Raw genomic sequence first — 17,829 nt, forward strand, 5'->3', positions numbered from 1 at the left:
TTCATGCAAGAAACCCCAACGCCACACGCTACCATCGCCCCATGAGCACCCATTACGAAACCCTGCCCCACGCCGACACCTACCGCGAGGCCTTTGCGGTCGAGCCACCGCAGGCCCTGGGTGAACGCCACCTGTGGCCACGCAAGCCCGGCTTCTTCATCGTGCATGCGGCCACGGCAGCCGCCATCGCCCAGCCAGTGGTGGCCAAAGCGGCGGCCGACGCCGAACCCAGCCCTCCGGCAGACACGCCCACAGACGCACCCGCCGCCAGCACGGAACGCGTGCTCGTGCCCGCGCAATGGGGCCTGGTGCCGCACTGGGTCAAGTCGGCATCCGATGCCAAGCTGCGCGCGCCCAAGCTGGTCAATGCCAAGTCCGACACCGCCTCCACCGGCACCGCGTTTCGCGACGCGTGGCTGAACGGCCAGCGCTGCATCGTGCCCATGGTGGCGTTTTACGAAGACGACCTGCGCAGCGGCAAGGCCGTGCCCACCCGCGTGGCGCGCGTGGACGGCAAGCCCATGGGCGTGGCGGGCCTGTGGGCGCGCTGGCAGGGGGCCGATGGCGAGGTGATCATCAGCTACTGCCTGCTCACGGTGAACGCCAACAACCACGCGCTGCTGCACCGCTATGGCCAGCCCGGCAGCGAAAAAAGCATGCCCGCCATCCTGAACGAAGGCGCCTACGACGCGTGGCTCACGGCCCGGCCAGAGAAGGCCAAGGAGTTCATGCGCCAGTACGCGGCCCAGTGGCTGCTGGCCAACCCGGTGGAGAAAAAGGCAGACAAGGTGCCCAAGGGCCTGCTGGGCTGATGCCGCGCCGCGTGAGCGGCACGGTGGCGCGGTGGGAGACTCAGGACGGCCGCTTCATCTGGCAGGACGTTGGCTGGGCGCTGATGTAGTTGTCCCAGGCCACTTCGGAGCGGAAGCCGTAGCCGGTCTTCTCGGCGTCGTATTTCACGCCCTTGCTGCCCTGTTTGGCCCAGATGCCCAGGTACAGCGGCGCTTCGAGCTGGTGGTCGGTCTTGCGCATGCGCACCTCGCCCATGGGGCTCTTGTAGGTCATGCCTTCCAGGGCCAGGGCCACCTTCTTCGCGTCGGTGGACTGGGCCTTGCGCATGGCTTCACGCAGCATGTGCATGCTGTTCCAGTGGGCCGCAAACACAAAGTCGTCGCCGGTCTTCTTTTTGTAGTCCACGTAGATCTTTTCCAGATCGGGGGTGGGGGCGTTGTGCACCCAGTTCCAGATCACCCCGACCTTGCCCTCGCCCCAGGGCCCGATCTGCGCGGGCGTGCCGGGGTTGTTGGCGTTGAGCGTGAAGTAGTTGATGTTCAGGCCATAGTCGCGCGAGGACTTGAACAGCAGTGTCAGGTCGCTGCCCCAGTTGGAGGTGATGACCGTGTCGGCCTTGGCGGCGGCCATCTTGGCCACATAGGGGGCAAAGTCGCGCGTCTGCGCGATGGGGATGAAGTCGTCGCCCACGATCTCGATGTCGGGCCGCTTGCGAGCCAGGTACTCCTTGGCGGCCTTGGAGACCTGGCGGCCGTGGGTGTAGTCCTGGTTGAGCAGGTACACGCGCTTCACATCCTTGCGGCCTTGCAGGTAGGTGGTCAGCGCCTCCATTTTCATCTCGCTCGATGGATAGAAACGGAAGTGCCAAAAGCTGCAGCGCTCGTTGGTGAGTTGCGGGTCCATGGCGGCGTAGTTCAGGTACACGGTGGCGCGCTCCGGGTCGCGCTCGGCGAGCTTGTTGAGCCCGTCCACCAGCGCCAGGGCCACCCCCGATCCGCCCCCTTGGGTGATGTAGCGCACGCCCCGGTCGGTGGCAGCCTTGAGCGCGTTCAGGCTCTCCTGCGGCGTGCCCTTGTTGTCAAAGTCCATCACCTCGAACTTGGGCTCGTTGGGTCCGGCCTTGGCATTGACCTGCGCCACCACTTCGCGCAGCTGGTTGAGCGAGCTTTGGCCGGTGAGCGCAAACGGACCGGACAGCAGGTCGATGAAGCCGATCTTCACCGTCTCGGCCGCGCCGGCGTGCGCCGCCATCACCAGCGCTGCGGCGCATGCGCCGGCCTTGAGCCATTGATGAGGCCATTTCCTGGGAACCATGTTCATGGGTGTCTCCGTGGGGTGGGTGAGTAGGAACTGGGTCAATGTGGGGCGATGTCAATCGCCGCCGAACACCGAGCCATGGCGTTGCCGCAGCTCGTTTTTCTGGACCTTGCCGGTGCCGCCCAGCGGCAGGCTTTCGACAAACAGCACGTCGTCGGGCAGCCACCACTTGGCAACACGCTCTGCGAGGAAGTCCAGGATCTGCACCTTGTCGAGCGACTGGCCGGGCTTGCGCACGATGAAGAGCAGCGGGCGTTCGTCCCACTTGGGGTGCTTGACGCCGATGACAGCGGCCATGGCCACCGCCGGATGCGCCACGGCGGCGTTCTCCAGGTCGATGGAGCTGATCCACTCGCCGCCCGACTTGATCACGTCCTTGGTGCGGTCGCGAATCTGCACCACGCCCTGCGGGTTGATGGTGGCGATGTCGCCGGTGGGGAACCAGCCATCGACCAGCGCCGAGCGCTCGGCCTTGTGGTACCGGTCCACGATCCACTGGCCGCGCACCATCAGCTCGCCCTGCGCCACGCCGTCGCGCGGCAGGCTGGCTCCGTTTTCATCCACCAGTTGGAGTTCGATGCCGAACACCGACTTGCCCTGCTTGGCGACCAGCGTGTGGCGGTCCTCGGGCGGCAGTTCGGCGTCGGCAGCGCCCAGCACGCTCATGGTGGCAATCGCCGTAGTCTCGGTCATGCCCCAGCCGTGGCGCACCTCCACGTCGTACTCGTCGTTGAACTTGGCGATCAGCGCCTTGGGCATGGCCGAACCGCCCACGCCCGTGCGCCGCATGGTGGTAAAGCGCAGCTGGTGCTGCTCCACATGCTGGATCAGGCCCATCCAGATCGTGGGCACGCCCGCGCTGACGGTGACGCGCTCGGACTCCATCAGCTCGTACAGGCTGGCGGCGTCCAGGCGCGGGCCGGGCAACACCAGCTTGGCGCCGCCGATCAGGGCCGCATAGGGCAGGCACCAGGCGTTGATGTGGAACATGGGCACCACGGGCAGGATGGTCTCCCGCGCGCTGATGCTCAGCACGCCCGGCATGCAGGCCGACAAGGCACTGAGCACCAGCGCCCGGTGCGAATACAGCACGCCCTTGGGGTTGCCGGTGGTACCGGATGTGTAGCACAGCGCTGCGCCGGTCTTTTCATCACATTCGGGCCACTCAAAGCGGTCATGCTGGCCGGCCACCAGTGTCTCGTAGGCCTCGACCCTGGACACCCCTTGCAGGTCGATGCTGCCCAGCGTGTCCGCATCACACAGCGCCACCCAGTGCCGCACGCGGGGGCACGACGCCGCAATGGCGCGCACCAGCGGTGCAAAAGTGGTGTCAAACAGAACCACTTCGTCGTCGGCATGGTTGACGATGTAGGCCAGCTGCTCGGGGTGCAGGCGTGGGTTGCAGGTGTGCATGACCATGCCGCTGCCGGACACAGCGTAGTACGCCTCCAGGTGGCGGTGGTTGTTCCAGGCCAGCGACCCCACCACGCCGCCAGGGCGCAGGCCCAGCGCCTGCAGCGCGTTGGCCAGCTGCCGGGCGCGCCGGGCCATGTCGGCAAAGCGGTAGCGGTGCAGGCTGCCATCGGTGTCGCGCGAGACGATCTGCTGGTCGCCGTACTGGTTCTCGCCATGCTCGAGGATGGCCGAAACCAGTAGTGGCAGGTCCATCATGCTGCCGGGCTGGTGCTGCTGCATTGCCGTTGTCTCCTAGGGATGTGCGCTGTGCTGCATCGCGGCATCCGTCGGTGCCGGTGCAGAGCCCTCTGTGCTGGGGCTGGCACATCGTCGCAAACAACGCGGGGCGTGCTTGTCTTCTACGTGACTGGGGAGCTCTGCACCGCCGCGGTGCGCGGTGGTGTCACAGGCCCAGCGCCATAAAAAGCCCGTCCATGCGCGCCTGCACGGCGGCGTCCATCGCCATGGGGCGGCCCCATTCGCGCTGGGTCTCCCCCGGCCACTTGTTCGTGGCATCCATCCCCATCTTGCTGCCGAGGCCGCTCACGGGCGAGGCGAAGTCCAGGTAGTCGATGGGTGTGTGCTCCACCAGCAGCGTGTCGCGGGCAGGATCCATGCGGGTGGTGATGGCCCAGATCACGTCTTTCCAATCGCGCACGTCCACATCGGCATCCACCGCCACGATGAACTTGGTGTACATGAACTGGCGCAGGTGACTCCACACGCCCATCATCACGCGCCGCGCGTGGCCCGCGTAGGCCTTGCGGATGCTGACCACCGCCATCCGGTAGCTGCAGCCTTCCGGCGGCAGGTAGAAGTCCACGATCTCGGGGAACTGCTTTTGCAACAGCGGGATGAACAGCTCGTTCATCGCCAGGCCCAGCACGGCGGGTTCGTCGGGCGGCTTGCCGGTGTAGGTGCTGTGGTAGATCGCGTCCTTGCGCAGGGTGATGCGGTCCACCGTGAGCACGGGGAACTCGGCGCATTCGTTGTAGTAGCCGGTGTGGTCGCCGTACGGCCCTTCCAGCGCGTGCTGCCAGCCGCTCGCGTGATGGGCATCGGGCTGGATGTGGCCTTCGAGCACGATTTCGGCGGTGGCGGGCACCGAGAGGGGCACGCCCAGCGCGGGCGTGACTTCGGTGCGTGCGCCGCGCAGCAGGCCTGCGAACTGGTATTCGCTTAAAGAATCCGGCACGGGCGTTACGGCCCCCAGCAACGTGGCCGGGTCGGCCCCCAGCGCCACGGCCACGGGGTAGGGCTGGCCGGGGTGGGCGACGCAGTGGTCGGCAAAGTCCAGCGCCCCGCCCCGGTGGGCCAGCCAGCGCACGATGACCTGGTTGCGCGAGAGCACCTGCTGGCGGTAGATGCCCAGGTTCTGCCGCGCCTTGCGCGGGCCGCGCGTGATGGTCAGACCCCAGGTGATGAGCGGGGCCACGTCGCCGGGCCAGCAGTGCTGCACGGGCAGGCGGGCCAGATCCACGTCCGGCCCCTCCCACACCTCCTGCTGGCAGGGTGCGCCGCGCGCCACGGTGTGCGGCGCCATGTTCCAAAGGGTCTTGAGCAGCTGGCCCATGCCCAGCATGTCCTTGAAGCCTTTCGGCGCCTCGGGCTCCTTGAGGGTGGCCAGCAGTTCGCCCAGGGCGCGCACGCCGTGCAGGTCGGCCACGCCCATGGCGCGGGCCACGCGGTCTGTGGTGCCAAACAGGTTGGTGAGCACCGGCATGCGGTGGCCCGTGGGCTGGGTGAAGAGCAGCGCCGGGCCGCCTGCGCGCAGCACGCGGTCGCTGAGCGCAGTCATCTCCAGGTGGGGCGACACGGGCTCCGCCACGCGACGCAGGTCGCCCGTGGCTTCGAGCTGGGCCATGAAGTCGCGCAGGTCGCTGTAGGCCATGTCAGGTTCAGGATTTGAATGAAATCGGCCGTTAGCGCAGGTATTGATTGCGCTAGCAGCTATCAATTAAGGAGCATTGAGCTCCAAACCCTGCCACCGGGGCGCCAGGGCGTGCGGCACATCCATGAGGTCGAGCACGCGCGCCACGCTGTAGTCCACCACCTCGCCCACGGTCTGCGGGCGCAGGTAGAAGGCGGGCAGCGGCGGGCAGATGATGCCGCCCATCTCGGTCACGGCCACCATGTTGCGCAGGTGCGTGAGGTGCAGGGGCGACTCGCGCACCATCAGCACCAGGCGGCGGCGCTCCTTGAGGGCCACGTCGGCCGCACGCGTGAGCAGGTTGTCAGCCAGCCCATGCGCTATGGCAGCCAGCGTGCGCATGGAGCAGGGCGCGACCACCATGGCATGGCACTGGAACGAGCCGCTGGCGATGGCCGCGCCCACGTTGGCCACGTCGTGCACGCGGTGGGCCAGGGCCTCGACGGCGGGGCGGTCCATGTCCAGCTCGTGCTGCAGGTTGCGCCAGCCGGCGTCGGAGACGACCAGGTGGGTCTCGATGCCGCTTTGGCCTTGCAGCACCTGCAGCAGGCGCGCGCCGTACACGGCGCCGCTGGCGCCCGAGATCGCGACGATGATGCGGCGGGTGTGGGCAGCATCAGCCATGCGAGGGCTCCATGGCGGCAGAACGAACCAAGGGCTGCGCCTGCTGATCGGCCTCCACCTGCTCCAGCACCAGCGCGGCCTGCACGGGGTCGAAGTCTTCGTGGGCGCGCTTCTTCACGCCGTACTGTTGCAGCTGGTAATGCCGGTCGGCCACGATGCCATGGCGCGCCAGCGTGCTTTTGACGCAGACCAGCGGACAGCCGTCGAGCGCGATGATGGGCCGGCCCGAGCGCACGGTCTTCATCAGGTGCGGCACATCGCCCCCCACGCCCGCAATGCACGACATCTCGGCCACGCCGCGCCGGTCGAGCTGCAGCGCCACGTGGTTGGCCAGCTGCGCGGCGCTGGAGCAGCCGGAGCAGGAATAGACCAAGGGGTGGTTCTGGGGATGGGTGTCGGTGGTCATGCTCACCCTCCGTTGCGGGGTGTCGGGTCCAGGCGGCGCCGCAGGTGGCTCAGCACCTGGCGCGGCGCCAGCTTGTGGACCCACTGGCGCGGGTCCAGCACGGGCAGCTCGATCGCATCGAGCGCGTTCTTCACCACCAGGCCCAGCTCGGTGTCGCCCTCCATCGACAGGCGGCGGCTGAAGAACAGCGTGTCGGGGTCTTGCTGGCGCTGGGCCAGCAGCAAAAAATCACGGGCCGTAGCGCTCAGCGTGACGTCGGCCACCTGCGGCGGCACCAGCGGTGCATGGGGGGCGAAGCGCTGGCCCGTCCAGGCAAAGTCGAACGCCACGCGCGCATCGCGCACCTGCACCCGCATCTTCTTGTGCAGCAGCACCTGGCCCACGTCCGCAGGCAGGTGCCGCGCCAGCGCCAGGTTGAGCGCGGTTACCAGCAGCTGCGAGCCAGGGTAGGCGGGCAGGCGCGCCAGCACAGCGCCCACGGGCGCAGGAACGAGCAGGGGGAAAGGAAGGGGAGAAGCCGCCATGAGACAGAAGGGCCCTCAGGCCACGTAGAAAAACACGGTGAAAAAGTGGCAGACGCTGCCGCCCAGCACAAACAGGTGCCACAGCCCGTGGCCGTGGCGCACGCGGTGGTCCAGCGCATAGAAGACGATGCCCAGCGTGTAGCAGGCCCCACCCGCAAGCAACCAGGCAAACCCAGCTGGCGTGAGCGCCTGCCACAGCGGCACCACGGCCACCAGCGCCAGCCAGCCCATGAGCACATAGATGACCAGCGACAGCACGCGTGCACCCCGCGCCCACCAGATCTCCTGCGCAATGCCCAGCAGGGCCAGGCCCCACACCACGCCCAGCAGCGACCAGCCCCAGGGCCCGCGCAGCGACACCAGCGCAAACGGCGTGTAGCTGCCCGCAATCAGCAGGTAGATGCTGCAGTGGTCCAGCTTTTGCAGCACGGCCTTGATGGTGCGCCGACGCACGCTGTGGTACGCGGTGGAGGCGGCGTACAGCGCCACCAGCATGGCGCCGTAGATGCTGAACGCCACCACCTTCCACGGATCGCCCAGGCGCGCCGCGAGGGTGATGAGCACGGCCGTGCCTGCCGTGGCGAGCAGGGCACCCACCAGGTGGCTGATGCTGTTGAAACGTTCTCCGGGGACCATGCGGTGATTCGCTTCGCGTTATGGATGCATGGCAGGCCGCGCGGCAGCACCACCTACAGCGCCATGCAGCCCCTGCTCCAGGCCCGGTCGCCCGAACCAGTAGCCGTTGCAGGGCAGATCGGGCATGAAGGGCTGCATGCGCTCCACAAAGTCGGGTGTCTTTTCAGGAGTCTCTTTCGCAACCACTGCGCGGCGGGCTTCGTCAAACGCGGCGATCACCTGCGGCATGCGCTGGGCCTGCGGGCTCAGGCGCACCACGTCCACGCCTTGGGCGCGCATCGCCGCCAGCTCGTTGGCCAGGTTGTAGACGCGGGCCGACTGGGTCTGCGTGCCGTTAAGCACGAGAAAGCCCTCGCCCTCGCGCGTGCGCAGCGGCAGGCCGTCAGGATGGTCGAGGCAGCTGAACTGGCAGTCGTCCTTGGGCAGGTTGCGGTGGCGCGCGGTGAAGCAGCGTGCCGAATAGGCCAGGGGCATGCGCCCGTAGGCAAACACCTCGGTCTCGATGCCTGCGGGCCGCTGCGCCAGCACGGCAGCGAGCGCGGCCTGCGACATTTCGAGCGGCATGACCCAGCGCGTGGCACCCAGCTGCGCCATCCATTGCAACGAGTGCGCGTTGTACAGGTTCAGGTGCGGCCCGGCCACAAAGGCCTGCGGCCCGGCGGGTACGCGCGCAAGACAGCTCACGGCGCCCATGTCATTGGCCTCAACCAGAAATTCGCCGTTGCCTGTGATCTTGTGCATCACGCCCACGTCGGCGCTGGACTCGATGAGCACCTGGCTGGACAAGACCGCCTCCTTGCCCGCGTCCCGCAGCATGCGCGCCAGCGCCAGCCAGTCGGCCAGGCGCAGCTCATGGCGGCGCGAACACACCGTCTCGCCCAGGTACACCACATCCACAGGCGTGGCGGCCATGGCCTCGTAGAACGCGAACACGGTGTCGCGGGGCCAGTAGTACAGCAGCGGGCCGAGAGAGAGTTTCATGGGGCGGTCTCCGGGGTTTTTATCGTGGGATCCAGACGCTAGTAGCGGCTCACAAACCTCAGCGAAGCGGTTCTGGCTAGGCGCCGCGTCGCAGGCAGTACGGCCAGTACGACAAGACGCGGCAACGACGCCAGAAGAGGTTTGTGAGTCGCTCATCATTTCCAGGGGCGGTGGTAGGCGCCCAGCGTGTGCTGCTGGCCTTCTGCCACCTGGTCCAGGCTGGCCATCCAGCGCGTCTTGGGCGCATAGCGGTGCGGGTAGGACAGGCACTGGTCCATGGCCTCGCGCCAGACCTGGGTGACCTGCGCCACATACGCGGGGCTGCGCTGGCGGCCTTCGATCTTGATGGCGCGCACACCCATCTTGAGCAGCTGGGGCAGCAGCTCCAGCGTGTTGAGGCTGGTGGGCTCTTCGATGGCGTAGTAGTTCTCGTCATCCCCCACGTCGAAACGCCCCTTGCACAACGTGGGGTAGCCCGCGTTCTCGCCGGGTGCATAGCGGTCGATGAGCACGCCGTTCAGGCGCGACTCGCGGCCCTGCGGCGTCTCCACCCAGCGCACGGCCTTGGGCGGAGAGCACACGCCGTGCGTGTTGGGCGATTCGCCGGTCACGTACGACGACAGCGCGCAGCGCCCCTCGACCATCACACACAGGCTGCCAAAGCCGAAGACTTCGATCTCGACCGGCGTACGGTCGATGACCTGGCGCACCTGCTCCATCGACAGCACACGCGGGAGCACGGCGCGCACGATGCCGAACTGCTCGCGGTAGAAGTTGATGGCCTCGTAGTTGGTGGCCGAGCCCTGCACCGACAGATGCAACCGCAGCCGGGGATGGTGCTGCAGCGCGTATTGCATGAGGCCGGGGTCGGCCAGGATGACGGCGTCCACGCCCAGGTCGACCGCCTTGTCCAGTGCGCTGCGCCACGGCCCCGGGTTGGCCGCCTGCGGGTAGGTGTTGAGCGCCATGAAGACCTTGCAGCCGCGACCATGCGCATAGGCAATGCCGTTGGCGATGGCGGCCTCGTCAAAGTTGAGGCCCGCAAAATTGCGCGCATTGGTGGCGTCGCGCAGGCCCAGGTAGACGCAGTTAGCGCCGTGGTCCACAGCGGCCTTCAGGGCGGGCAGGCTGCCGGCGGGGCAGACGAGTTCCAGTCCGGGGGTTGCAGCTTCAGGCAGCACCGCCTCCATCGATTTCAGGGGTTCCATCACAAACATTCAAACGCGGGCCCCGGGCCGGGCCACAGCACTGGGCGCCACCATAATGAGGACACCCCACGCATCCGCTGATCTTCATCAACGGCGGTGCACAATTCCGGAGCAAACCAGTCGGGTTTTGATGTGGCCCGCCTCCGCAGCGCACCCCATAGCCGCCAGGCCTTGACTTGCGTCTACGCTGTCCCACTTTTCGTTCCTTCCTTTTGCCCAACCCGGGCGCTGCCCTGTCATGAACAAGAACCTGTGGCTGCTGGCGCTGTGCCAAGGCCTTTTCCTCACCAACAACGTTGTCTTCATTGCCATCAATGGCCTGGTGGGCCTGCAGCTGGCGCCCTTTGGCTGGATGGCCACGCTGCCGGTGATGGGCTACGTGGTGGGCGGGGCGCTGTCCACCCCGCTGGTGGCGCGCACGCAATCGCGCTGGGGTCGCAAGGTGTCGTTCCAGATCGGGCTGGCCGTGGCCGTGGCATCGGCCGCGCTGTGTGCCTGGGCGGCGTTCAGCGGCAGCTTCTGGCTGCTGTGCACCGCTACGCTGGTGGCGGGCTACTACAGCGCCAACGGTGGCCTGTACCGCTTTGCGGCCGCCGAGCTGGCGGCCCCGGACTACCGCGAGAAGGCCGTGTCGTTGGTGCTGGCCGGTGGCCTGCTGGGCGCCGTGGCAGGCCCCAACCTGGCCAGCGCCACGCGCACGCTGTTCCCGGTGCCGTTTGCGGGCGCGTACATCGCGCTCATCGGCGTGGCGCTGTTGTCCATGCTGTGCATGGCAGCCATCCGGTTCGAAGCGCAACCCGTGGTGCTCAACGCTGCGGGCCAACGCGAGCAGGGGCGCCCCCTCTCTGTACTGATGCGCCAGCCTGCCTTCATCGTGGCCATTGTGGGCGCGGCGCTGGGCTATGGCGTGATGAACCTGCTGATGGCGGCCACGCCGCTGGCCATGCAGGTGTGTGGCTTTGACTTTGACGCCTCGGCGCTGGTGCTGGAGTGGCATGTGATTGGCATGTTCGCTCCCGGCTTTGTCACCGGCCACCTCATCAAGCGGTTTGGCGTGCTGCCCATCATGGGCACGGGGGTGTTGCTCAACTTCGCCTGCGTGGCCGTGGCGCTGATGGGCGTGGAGCTGCACCACTTCGGCGTTGCGCTGTTCTTCCTGGGGGTGGGCTGGAACTTCCTGTTCACCGGCTCCACCACGCTGGCCATGACGGCCTACCGGCCTGAGGAGAAGGATCGCGCCCAGGCGGCCATCAACTTCTGCGTGTACGCCACGCTGGCGCTGAGTGCGTTCTCGTCGGGTGTGCTGGTCACCACACAGGGCTGGACGCTGCTGAACGCCGGGTCGCTGGTGCCCATTGTGGTGACGGGGCTGGCACTGGCCTGGCTGGGTCTGCAGCGCAAGCGCGTTTCACGCGGCGTCTGAAGGCATCTCAGCCACAGCGCCTTCTGCGGCCACCGTGGTGCGCAGCCACTGTGCAAAGGCCGCCACCGCCCGGTCTTCCAGACGCCCCGGCGCCACGAACAGGCTGTAGCCCCGCGCACCGCTGTCGTGGTGCGGGTGGGCCAGCACCAGCTCGCCCGATTGCAGTTCGCGCTCCACAAAATACCGGGGCACCAGGCCTAGCCCCAAGTCGGCGCGCACGGCCTCCACCAGCATCGAGAACAGATCAAAGCGGTGGCCTCCCAACGTGTGGCCGGGGATGCGCGTGATGCCCGCACGGGCCAGCCAGTAGTCCCAGGCGCCCAGGCGCGAGCTGAGCTGCAGCAGCGGAACGGCCCGAAAATCGCCGCGCTCCGTCGCACGCCGGTGGCGCGACTGCGGTGCACACACGGCCACGCAAACCTCGGGCATCAGGGGCGCTGGCACCACACCGGGCCAGGCCGCGTCGTCGTACTGCACGGCCACGTCGAACGGTATCTCCGCCATGTAGATCTGCGTGGGGTACACCTGCAGGTGCAGGCTGCAGCCTTTGTGCTGCGCAAGGAAGGCAGGCAGCCGGGGCAGCAGCCAGCGCTCGGCAAACACCGGCACGCAACCCACCAGCAGGCGCGCGCCATCGGGCCGCTGGGCCATGGCTTCGAGGGTGTGGTTCTGCAGCCGCAGCAAGTCGCCCACGATCTGCGCGTGGTAGCGGCGGCCTACGTCGGTGAGCGTGGAGCCGCGTGCGCCGCGCTGCACCAGCTGCAGGCCCAGCTGGCCCTCCAGCAGGCGCAGCTGCTGGCTCACGGCGCTGTGCGTGAGGCAGAGTTCTTCGGCGGCCTTGCTCACGCCGTGGTGGCGTGCCACGGCATCGAAAACAAGCAGGGCGCGGGTGCTGGGGATGTGTTTGCGCATGTAAGAAAAACTGTCGGCTGGGCAGATTAAAGCAGAGCCCAGGGGCGGGGTTCGGTCCAACAATTGCATGGCCCTGCATGCTGGCCCACGGCTCCATCCACGATGGCTGGACAGGCCGGTCACTCCTTCCGTTTGTGTTTGTGTTTCGCTGGATCACCATGACTCTCCCTCTCCATACCTTCCGTGCCACAGCCCTTGCGGGTGCCATGGCCCTCGCCTGCGCCGCCTTGCTGCCCGGTGCCGCCCATGCGCAGTTCGGTGCCGTGGCGCCCACGCCCACCACGCTGCGTCCCGCCGTGGACAAGGCCTATGGCCAGCTCATGGCTGCGCCCCAGATCCTGCAGCTGCTCGATGCCGTGAAGGCCGACCACGACCGCGCCACCGAAGACCTGCGCATGCTCACCGAGATCGAGGCGCCTCCGTTCAAGGAACAAAAGCGCGCCGAAGCTTTCCTGGCCCGGCTGCAGGCCCTGGGCCTGACCAACGCCGCGATCGACGCCGAAGGCAACGTCGTGGGCGTGCGCAAGGGCACGGGCAACGGCCCCAAGCTGGTCATCTCGGCCCACCTGGACACCGTGTTCCCCTCTGGCACCGATGTGAAGGTGAGGGAGCGCGACGGCAAGCTGTATGCGCCCGGCATTTCCGACAACACACGCGGCCTGGCCGTGCTGCTGTCGTGGCTCAAGGTGCTGAACGACCAGAAGATCGCCACCGTGGGCGACCTGGTGTTCGTGGGCAATGTGGGCGAGGAAGAGCTGGGCAACCTGCGCGGCATGAAGCACCTTTTCAAGGAACACCTGGACATCGACGGCATGGTGGCGCTGGAGCCCGCGCCCGATGGCACGGTGCTGGTGCTGGGCACGGGCAGCCACCGCCACGAGGTGACCTTCAAGGGCCCGGGCGGCCACAGCTACGCCGCGTTTGGCGAGGTGCCCAGCGCCATCCACGGCATGGGCCGCGCCATTGCCAAGATCGCCGACATCCGCACGCCCAAGAGCCCCAAGACCACGTTCACCGTGGGCACTGTGGGCGGCGGCACATCGGTCAACACCATCGCGCCGGATGCGCGCATGGCGGTGGACATCCGCTCCGACGAAACAGCCCCGATGCTGGCCACCGAAAAGCAGGTGCTGGCCGCCGTGGACAGCGCCGTGACCGAAGAGAACGCGCGCTGGGGTGTGAACACCCTGAGCGCATCGACCAAACTCATCGGCGACCGGCCCGGTGGCCGTACGGCGGCGGATTCGGTCATTGTGGAAGCGGCCGTGCGCGCCAACACGGCGTTTGGCCGCAAGACGGTGCTGGGCGGCGCGAGCACCGATGCCAACGTGCCCATGTCGCTGGGCATCCCCGCCATCGTGATCGGGGGCGGCGGCAAGACGGGCGGGTTCCACGCGCTGTCCGAATGGATTGACCTGACGGACGCCTGGAAAGGCGCGCAGACCTCGCTGGTCACGGTGCTGGGGCTGGTGGGGGTGCAGGGTGTGAGTGCACCGCTGCTGGACAAGCGCCCACCCCGCGCCAAGTAGTTGCGCGGCAGCGGGGCGCCCTCTCAGCGACACACACCAGCGCGGGAGTGGAGCGGGCCGTGGATGGCGTGTTGCCGCGTGCCCTGCCGGGCAGGGCCCGCAGCACCACAATTCACGATTGTTGACATGAAGGAGACGCCAAGGTGCGTACCATGGGTGGTTCCGTCCGGGGCGGCGCACCGCCGTCCTTTATCCCTCTGCAGGAGAACACCATGGGTTTGCTCGATTCCGTTCTGGGTGCCGTTATCAACAATGCATCGCAAGGCGGCAATGGCGCCGCTGCAGCCGGTGGGGCCGGGAGTGGCCTGGGCGGCTTGATCAGCCTGGCTGCGCAGAACCCGCAGCTGGTGCAGGCCGTGATGTCCCTGATCAGCAACGACGGCCCGGTGGGCGGTCTGCCGGGGTTGATGGCCAAGTTTCAGCAGGCGGGGCTTGGCAATGTGATTGCGTCCTGGCTGAGCGCGGGGCCGAATCAGGCGATCTCCGGCGAACAGTTGTCCAGCGTGCTGGGCAGCGGCCCGCTGTCGCAGATCGCGTCGCAACTGGGCGTAGGCCCCGGCGCGGCAGCAGGCCAGCTGGCCCAGGTACTGCCGGGCCTGATCGACCAGCTCAGCCCGCGCGGCGAGGCGCCGCAGGGCGGGTTTGGCACCTCGAACGACCTGTTCGGAATGCTGGGCGGATTGTTGCAAAAATGATAGCTGCTAGCGCTTTATAGATAAGCGCTGGCGGCCATTTTGGCTTGAAATTTTGGGTAACCGCGACGACCCGGCTACCTCACTGCCGGACAGCGCCGCACCAGCCACTGCTGCAGCAGGTTGAACACCGGCTCGGCCAGCTCCGGGCTTTCATTGAACAGCTCGTGGAACAGGGGTTCAAAGCAGTGTGCATGCACGACGGCCTTGGGGGCTGCGGCCGCAAAGGCACGGCTGCCCGCAGGGTGGACCAGCTTGTCGCTGCCCGCCCACATCAGCAGCGTGGGCACGCTCCAGTGCGCGGCGCGGGCCACGGTGGCGGGGCCGCCGTTGGCGATGAAGCGGGCCAGACGGGCGCTGATGCGGTCGTGGCACAGCGGGTCGGCCAGGTAGGCCGCGACCACGGCCGGGTCGTGCGAGAGGTACTGCGCATCGAGCCCATTGCCCACGCGCAGGTTGGGTGCGATGCGCGGCAGCGTGGCCAGCAGCAGCTTTTGCACGGCGCCCAGGCCCGCATCCAGCGCGGGGGATGACAACACCAGGGCGTCCACAGGTCTTATCTTCAAGGACACAAAACGCGAAGCCACAAGCCCGCCCATGCTGTGGCCCAGCAGCACGAGGGGCTGGCCTGCGGGCATGCGGGCGCGCGTGGCGTCCACCAGGTCGGCCAGGTCATCCAGCAGGCGCAGGTCCGAAGTGAGGCCGCCACGTGGCCCACCAGATTCGCCGTGACCATACTGGTCGTAACCCCGCACGGCAAAACCCCAGTCGTTGAGGCGGCGGGCCACCGCGTCGTAGCGGCCCACATGTTCGCCCAGGCCATGCACTAGCAGCACGGTGCCCCGGCAGGGCTCGCCCTCGGGCAGGGGCCAGTCCTGCACAGCCAGGTTTTCGCCGTCGCTGGCGGTGAAGGTGGTGAGGGTGGAGGGAATGGGGTCGTCAGAGATCATGGCGGGCGGTGCTGTTGAGCGGGCAATCGCTCAACCAGGAAAGAACAGGAAGGCAATCCCATAAAAAGGCGGTACGGCATGGCCCGGCGGTGGCCGAACGAATCACGCGTGGCGCAACCCACGTCAGGCGATGGAGGCCCAGAGGTCGTCCCAATCCGTGGGCAGAAAATTGCCTTCGCGGCGCAACACCTGCTGGTGCTGGCGGTTGAGCACATAGTGCGTGGGGCGGCGGGTGATGGTGCCAAAGCTGTCCTGGTGCCCCACAGCGTTGCGCCAGGCAATCGGAAAGCGCTGCTCGGCAGGCACGGACACTTTGAGCAGCTCGATGTACTGCATGAAGTCCGCGTTTTTTTCGTCCATGTTCACGCCCAGCAGCACAAAGTCGCGCTGGCGGTTGTTCGTATAGAACTCGCGCATCAGCCGCAGCTCGTTGGTGCACAGGGCGCAGCCAGCGGTGAAGAAGCTCACCAGGCACACCTTGCCCGCAAAGTCGGTCAGTGCGACAGGCTTGCCTTCGCTGTTGGTGCCCAACAGCGTGTGGCGCGGGCCAGGAGCGGCAACCCCCGCCGTTGCCGCAGGCGCCTGGGCGTGGACGAGAGGGTGTACCGCAGCGGCCAGTGTGGTGGCCGTACAGGCGTGGAGAAAAGCGCGTTTGTCCATGGTGATCTTGCCTGCCAGAAGGGTGTGAGGACTTGCGCAAACCGGAACGCAGCGGCCGCATCGCTTGGATGCGTGCCGGCTGCCCATGCCCATTTTTGCGTCAGTCGTGGGTGTGAAAGAACGGTGAAAGCTGAAAAGATCGCGCCTATCAGCCCGCTGCGGCAGGTGCGACCGCCTGCTGTGCCATGCCTGCAATCACCTGCGCCACGGCGGCGGTGAGCTTCTTGGCGTAGGGCACATGCAGGAACTCGTTGGGGCCGTGGGCGTTGCTTTTGGGGCCGAGCACACCACACACCATCATTTGCGCGGTGGGGAAGCCTTCGCTGAGCATGTTCATGAGCGGGATGGTGCCGCCCTGGCCGATGTAGCCGCAGGGTGCGCCGAAGTGGGCCTGAGATGCGTCGTTCAGCGCCTGCTCGAACCAGGGCGTGGTGCTGGGCGCATTCCAGCCCGTGGCGCCGCTCGTGCCCTGGAAGGTGACCTTGGCCTGGTAGGGCGCGTTGTCTTCGAGCAGGGCCTTCAGCTCCTGCACAGCCTGGGCCGCATCCACCAGGGGCGGCAGGCGCAGGCTGAGCTTGAAGGCGGTGTAGGGGCGCAGCACGTTGCCAGCGTCCTGCAGCGCGGGGAAGCCTTCGGCGCCGGTCACGGAGAGTGTGGGCTCCCAGGTGCGCTTGAGCAGGGCCTGCAGCGGGTCGGTGGTGGTGGGCAATGCAAAGGTGGTGGAACCGCCGCAGTCGTAGTGCGCCCAGGGGAAGCGCTTGTACACCTCTTCGCCCAGGATGCCCGCCGTGGCGCGGGCCTGGGCCAGGCGGTCGGCAGGCACTTCGCAATGAAAGCTCTGGGGCAGCAGCCGGCCGGTGGCGCTGTCTTCGAGCCGGTCGAGCACCTGCCGCATGATGCGGAACGACGAGGGCACCAGGCCCGAGGCGTCACCGGAGTGGATGCCTTCGGTGAGGATCTCGACCTTGAGCGTGCCGGTGGCCATGCCGCGCAGGCTGGTGGTGAGCCACAGCTGGTCGTAGTTGCCGGCGCCCGAGTCCAGGCACACCACCAGTGCCACGTTGCCCATGCGGGGCTTGAGGGCGTCGATGTAGGGCAGCAGGTCGCGCGAGCCGCTTTCCTCGCAGGTCTCGATCAGGCCCACGATGCGCGGGTGGGGCACGTTCTGGCGCTTGAGCTCCTGCACGGCGGCGATGCTGGCATAGACCGCGTAGCCGTCGTCGGCGCCGCCCCGGCCATAGAGCTTGCCGTCTTCGTATTTGGGCGTCCAGGGACCCAGGTCGTTGCGCCAGCCGCTGAACTCGGGTTGCTTGTCGAGGTGGCCGTACATGAGCACGGTATCGGTGGCGCCGGCCTGGGTGGAGTCGATTTCAAAGAACAGCACGGGGGTGCGGCCTTCCAGGCGCACGATTTCGAGCGTGAGGCCTTCAACCTTCTGCGACTCGACCCACGCGGCGGCGTTGCGCACCACGGTGTCGAGCAGGCCCTGCTCGGCCCAGTCGGGCGAGAACATGGGCGACTTGGCGGGGATGGCGATGTAGTCGGTGAGCTGGCGAACAATGTCGTTGTCCCAGGCTTGGCTGACCCGTTCGAGGGCCAGGGCGGGTTGCAGGGCGTGGGGGGGGACTCGGGCGTTCATGGGCAGCTCTCCTGAATACGGCGGATCTTGTGGACCGAAACCAGCATTCCAACACAACGCCTGTGCGGGCGCCATGGCAGGTATCCATAGACCCGCGACATAGTCTGGCAGCGCTGTGGCAGGGGGCGCAGCTCTTCTTCGGGTGGTGTGC

At 67.3% G+C, this 17,829-nt stretch carries 17 protein-coding genes; 4 read left to right on the plus strand and 13 right to left on the minus strand.

What is annotated here, in order from left to right:
* Window positions 1-41: 41 nt before the first annotated feature.
* Complete coding sequence (locus ACODS0_RS08710) at window positions 42-812, plus strand: SOS response-associated peptidase (protein WP_488834296.1); 771 nt, start codon at window positions 42-44, stop codon at window positions 810-812.
* A 40-nt stretch (window positions 813-852) separates the two neighbouring features.
* On the opposite strand, the gene ACODS0_RS08715 is transcribed toward ACODS0_RS08710, so the two are convergent.
* The 9 genes from ACODS0_RS08715 to ubiU form a co-directional block, all read right to left on the minus strand.
* Window positions 853-2,112, minus strand: a complete 1,260-nt coding sequence (locus tag ACODS0_RS08715) for a branched-chain amino acid ABC transporter substrate-binding protein (RefSeq protein WP_488834298.1) — start codon at window positions 2,110-2,112, stop codon at window positions 853-855.
* Between the two features lie 51 nt (window positions 2,113-2,163).
* On the minus strand, window positions 2,164-3,804 hold the full coding sequence (locus tag ACODS0_RS08720) for a long-chain-fatty-acid--CoA ligase (RefSeq protein ID WP_488834299.1): 1,641 nt from the start codon (window positions 3,802-3,804) through the stop codon (window positions 2,164-2,166).
* A 163-nt stretch (window positions 3,805-3,967) separates the two neighbouring features.
* Entirely contained in the window at window positions 3,968-5,455 is a 1,488-nt protein-coding gene (gene ubiD / locus ACODS0_RS08725; protein WP_488834301.1) for a 4-hydroxy-3-polyprenylbenzoate decarboxylase, read from the minus strand.
* A gap of 66 nt (window positions 5,456-5,521) precedes the next feature.
* A complete protein-coding gene (locus ACODS0_RS08730; RefSeq protein WP_060987236.1) occupies window positions 5,522-6,118 on the minus strand; it encodes a UbiX family flavin prenyltransferase in 597 nt (198 codons plus the stop codon).
* Window positions 6,111-6,524 carry a putative zinc-binding protein gene (locus ACODS0_RS08735; RefSeq protein WP_488834303.1) on the minus strand — a complete coding sequence of 138 codons (414 nt, stop codon included), beginning with the start codon at window positions 6,522-6,524 and terminating at the stop codon, window positions 6,111-6,113. The genes ACODS0_RS08730 and ACODS0_RS08735 overlap by 8 nt, the downstream gene beginning before the upstream one ends.
* 2 nt (window positions 6,525-6,526) lie before the next feature.
* Window positions 6,527-7,048: a ubiquinone anaerobic biosynthesis accessory factor UbiT gene (ubiT, locus tag ACODS0_RS08740; protein WP_488834305.1), complete on the minus strand. Its 522-nt coding sequence runs from the start codon at window positions 7,046-7,048 to the stop codon at window positions 6,527-6,529.
* 15 nt (window positions 7,049-7,063) lie between these two features.
* Window positions 7,064-7,684 carry a PAQR family membrane homeostasis protein TrhA gene (gene trhA, locus ACODS0_RS08745; protein WP_488834307.1) on the minus strand — a complete coding sequence of 207 codons (621 nt, stop codon included), beginning with the start codon at window positions 7,682-7,684 and terminating at the stop codon, window positions 7,064-7,066.
* 18 nt (window positions 7,685-7,702) lie between these two features.
* Window positions 7,703-8,665, minus strand: coding sequence for a U32 family peptidase (locus ACODS0_RS08750; protein WP_488834309.1), 963 nt, complete (start codon window positions 8,663-8,665; stop codon window positions 7,703-7,705).
* A 155-nt stretch (window positions 8,666-8,820) separates the two neighbouring features.
* A complete protein-coding gene (ubiU, locus tag ACODS0_RS08755; protein WP_488834376.1) occupies window positions 8,821-9,855 on the minus strand; it encodes a ubiquinone anaerobic biosynthesis protein UbiU in 1,035 nt (344 codons plus the stop codon).
* A gap of 256 nt (window positions 9,856-10,111) precedes the next feature.
* Between ubiU and ACODS0_RS08760 the strand changes: the two genes are divergently transcribed.
* Window positions 10,112-11,296 (plus strand): MFS transporter, encoded by a 1,185-nt coding sequence (locus ACODS0_RS08760; protein WP_488834312.1) that lies wholly within the window; start codon window positions 10,112-10,114, stop codon window positions 11,294-11,296.
* Here ACODS0_RS08760 and ACODS0_RS08765 read toward each other — a convergent pair.
* Window positions 11,282-12,208 carry a LysR family transcriptional regulator gene (locus ACODS0_RS08765; protein ID WP_488834315.1) on the minus strand — a complete coding sequence of 309 codons (927 nt, stop codon included), beginning with the start codon at window positions 12,206-12,208 and terminating at the stop codon, window positions 11,282-11,284. The two genes, ACODS0_RS08760 and ACODS0_RS08765, sit on opposite strands and share 15 nt — an antisense overlap.
* A gap of 158 nt (window positions 12,209-12,366) precedes the next feature.
* Between ACODS0_RS08765 and ACODS0_RS08770 the strand changes: the two genes are divergently transcribed.
* Both ACODS0_RS08770 and ACODS0_RS08775 read left to right on the plus strand, forming a co-directional pair.
* Window positions 12,367-13,737: a M20/M25/M40 family metallo-hydrolase gene (locus tag ACODS0_RS08770; protein WP_488834317.1), complete on the plus strand. Its 1,371-nt coding sequence runs from the start codon at window positions 12,367-12,369 to the stop codon at window positions 13,735-13,737.
* Window positions 13,738-13,949: 212 nt separating this feature from the next.
* Window positions 13,950-14,432, plus strand: a complete 483-nt coding sequence (locus ACODS0_RS08775) for a YidB family protein (RefSeq protein WP_218300767.1) — start codon at window positions 13,950-13,952, stop codon at window positions 14,430-14,432.
* A 74-nt stretch (window positions 14,433-14,506) separates the two neighbouring features.
* Here the strand turns inward: ACODS0_RS08775 and ACODS0_RS08780 are convergent, their stop codons facing one another.
* The 3 genes from ACODS0_RS08780 to ACODS0_RS08790 form a co-directional block, all read right to left on the minus strand.
* A complete protein-coding gene (locus ACODS0_RS08780) occupies window positions 14,507-15,379 on the minus strand; it encodes an alpha/beta hydrolase (protein WP_488834319.1) in 873 nt (290 codons plus the stop codon).
* A 123-nt stretch (window positions 15,380-15,502) separates the two neighbouring features.
* Window positions 15,503-16,039 (minus strand): peroxiredoxin family protein, encoded by a 537-nt coding sequence (locus ACODS0_RS08785; RefSeq protein ID WP_487255979.1) that lies wholly within the window; start codon window positions 16,037-16,039, stop codon window positions 15,503-15,505.
* Window positions 16,040-16,187: 148 nt separating this feature from the next.
* Complete coding sequence (locus tag ACODS0_RS08790) at window positions 16,188-17,678, minus strand: M20 family metallopeptidase (protein WP_488834321.1); 1,491 nt, start codon at window positions 17,676-17,678, stop codon at window positions 16,188-16,190.
* Between the last annotated feature and the right edge of the window lie 151 nt (window positions 17,679-17,829).

Source organism: Acidovorax sp. FG60 (genome assembly GCF_057808995.1).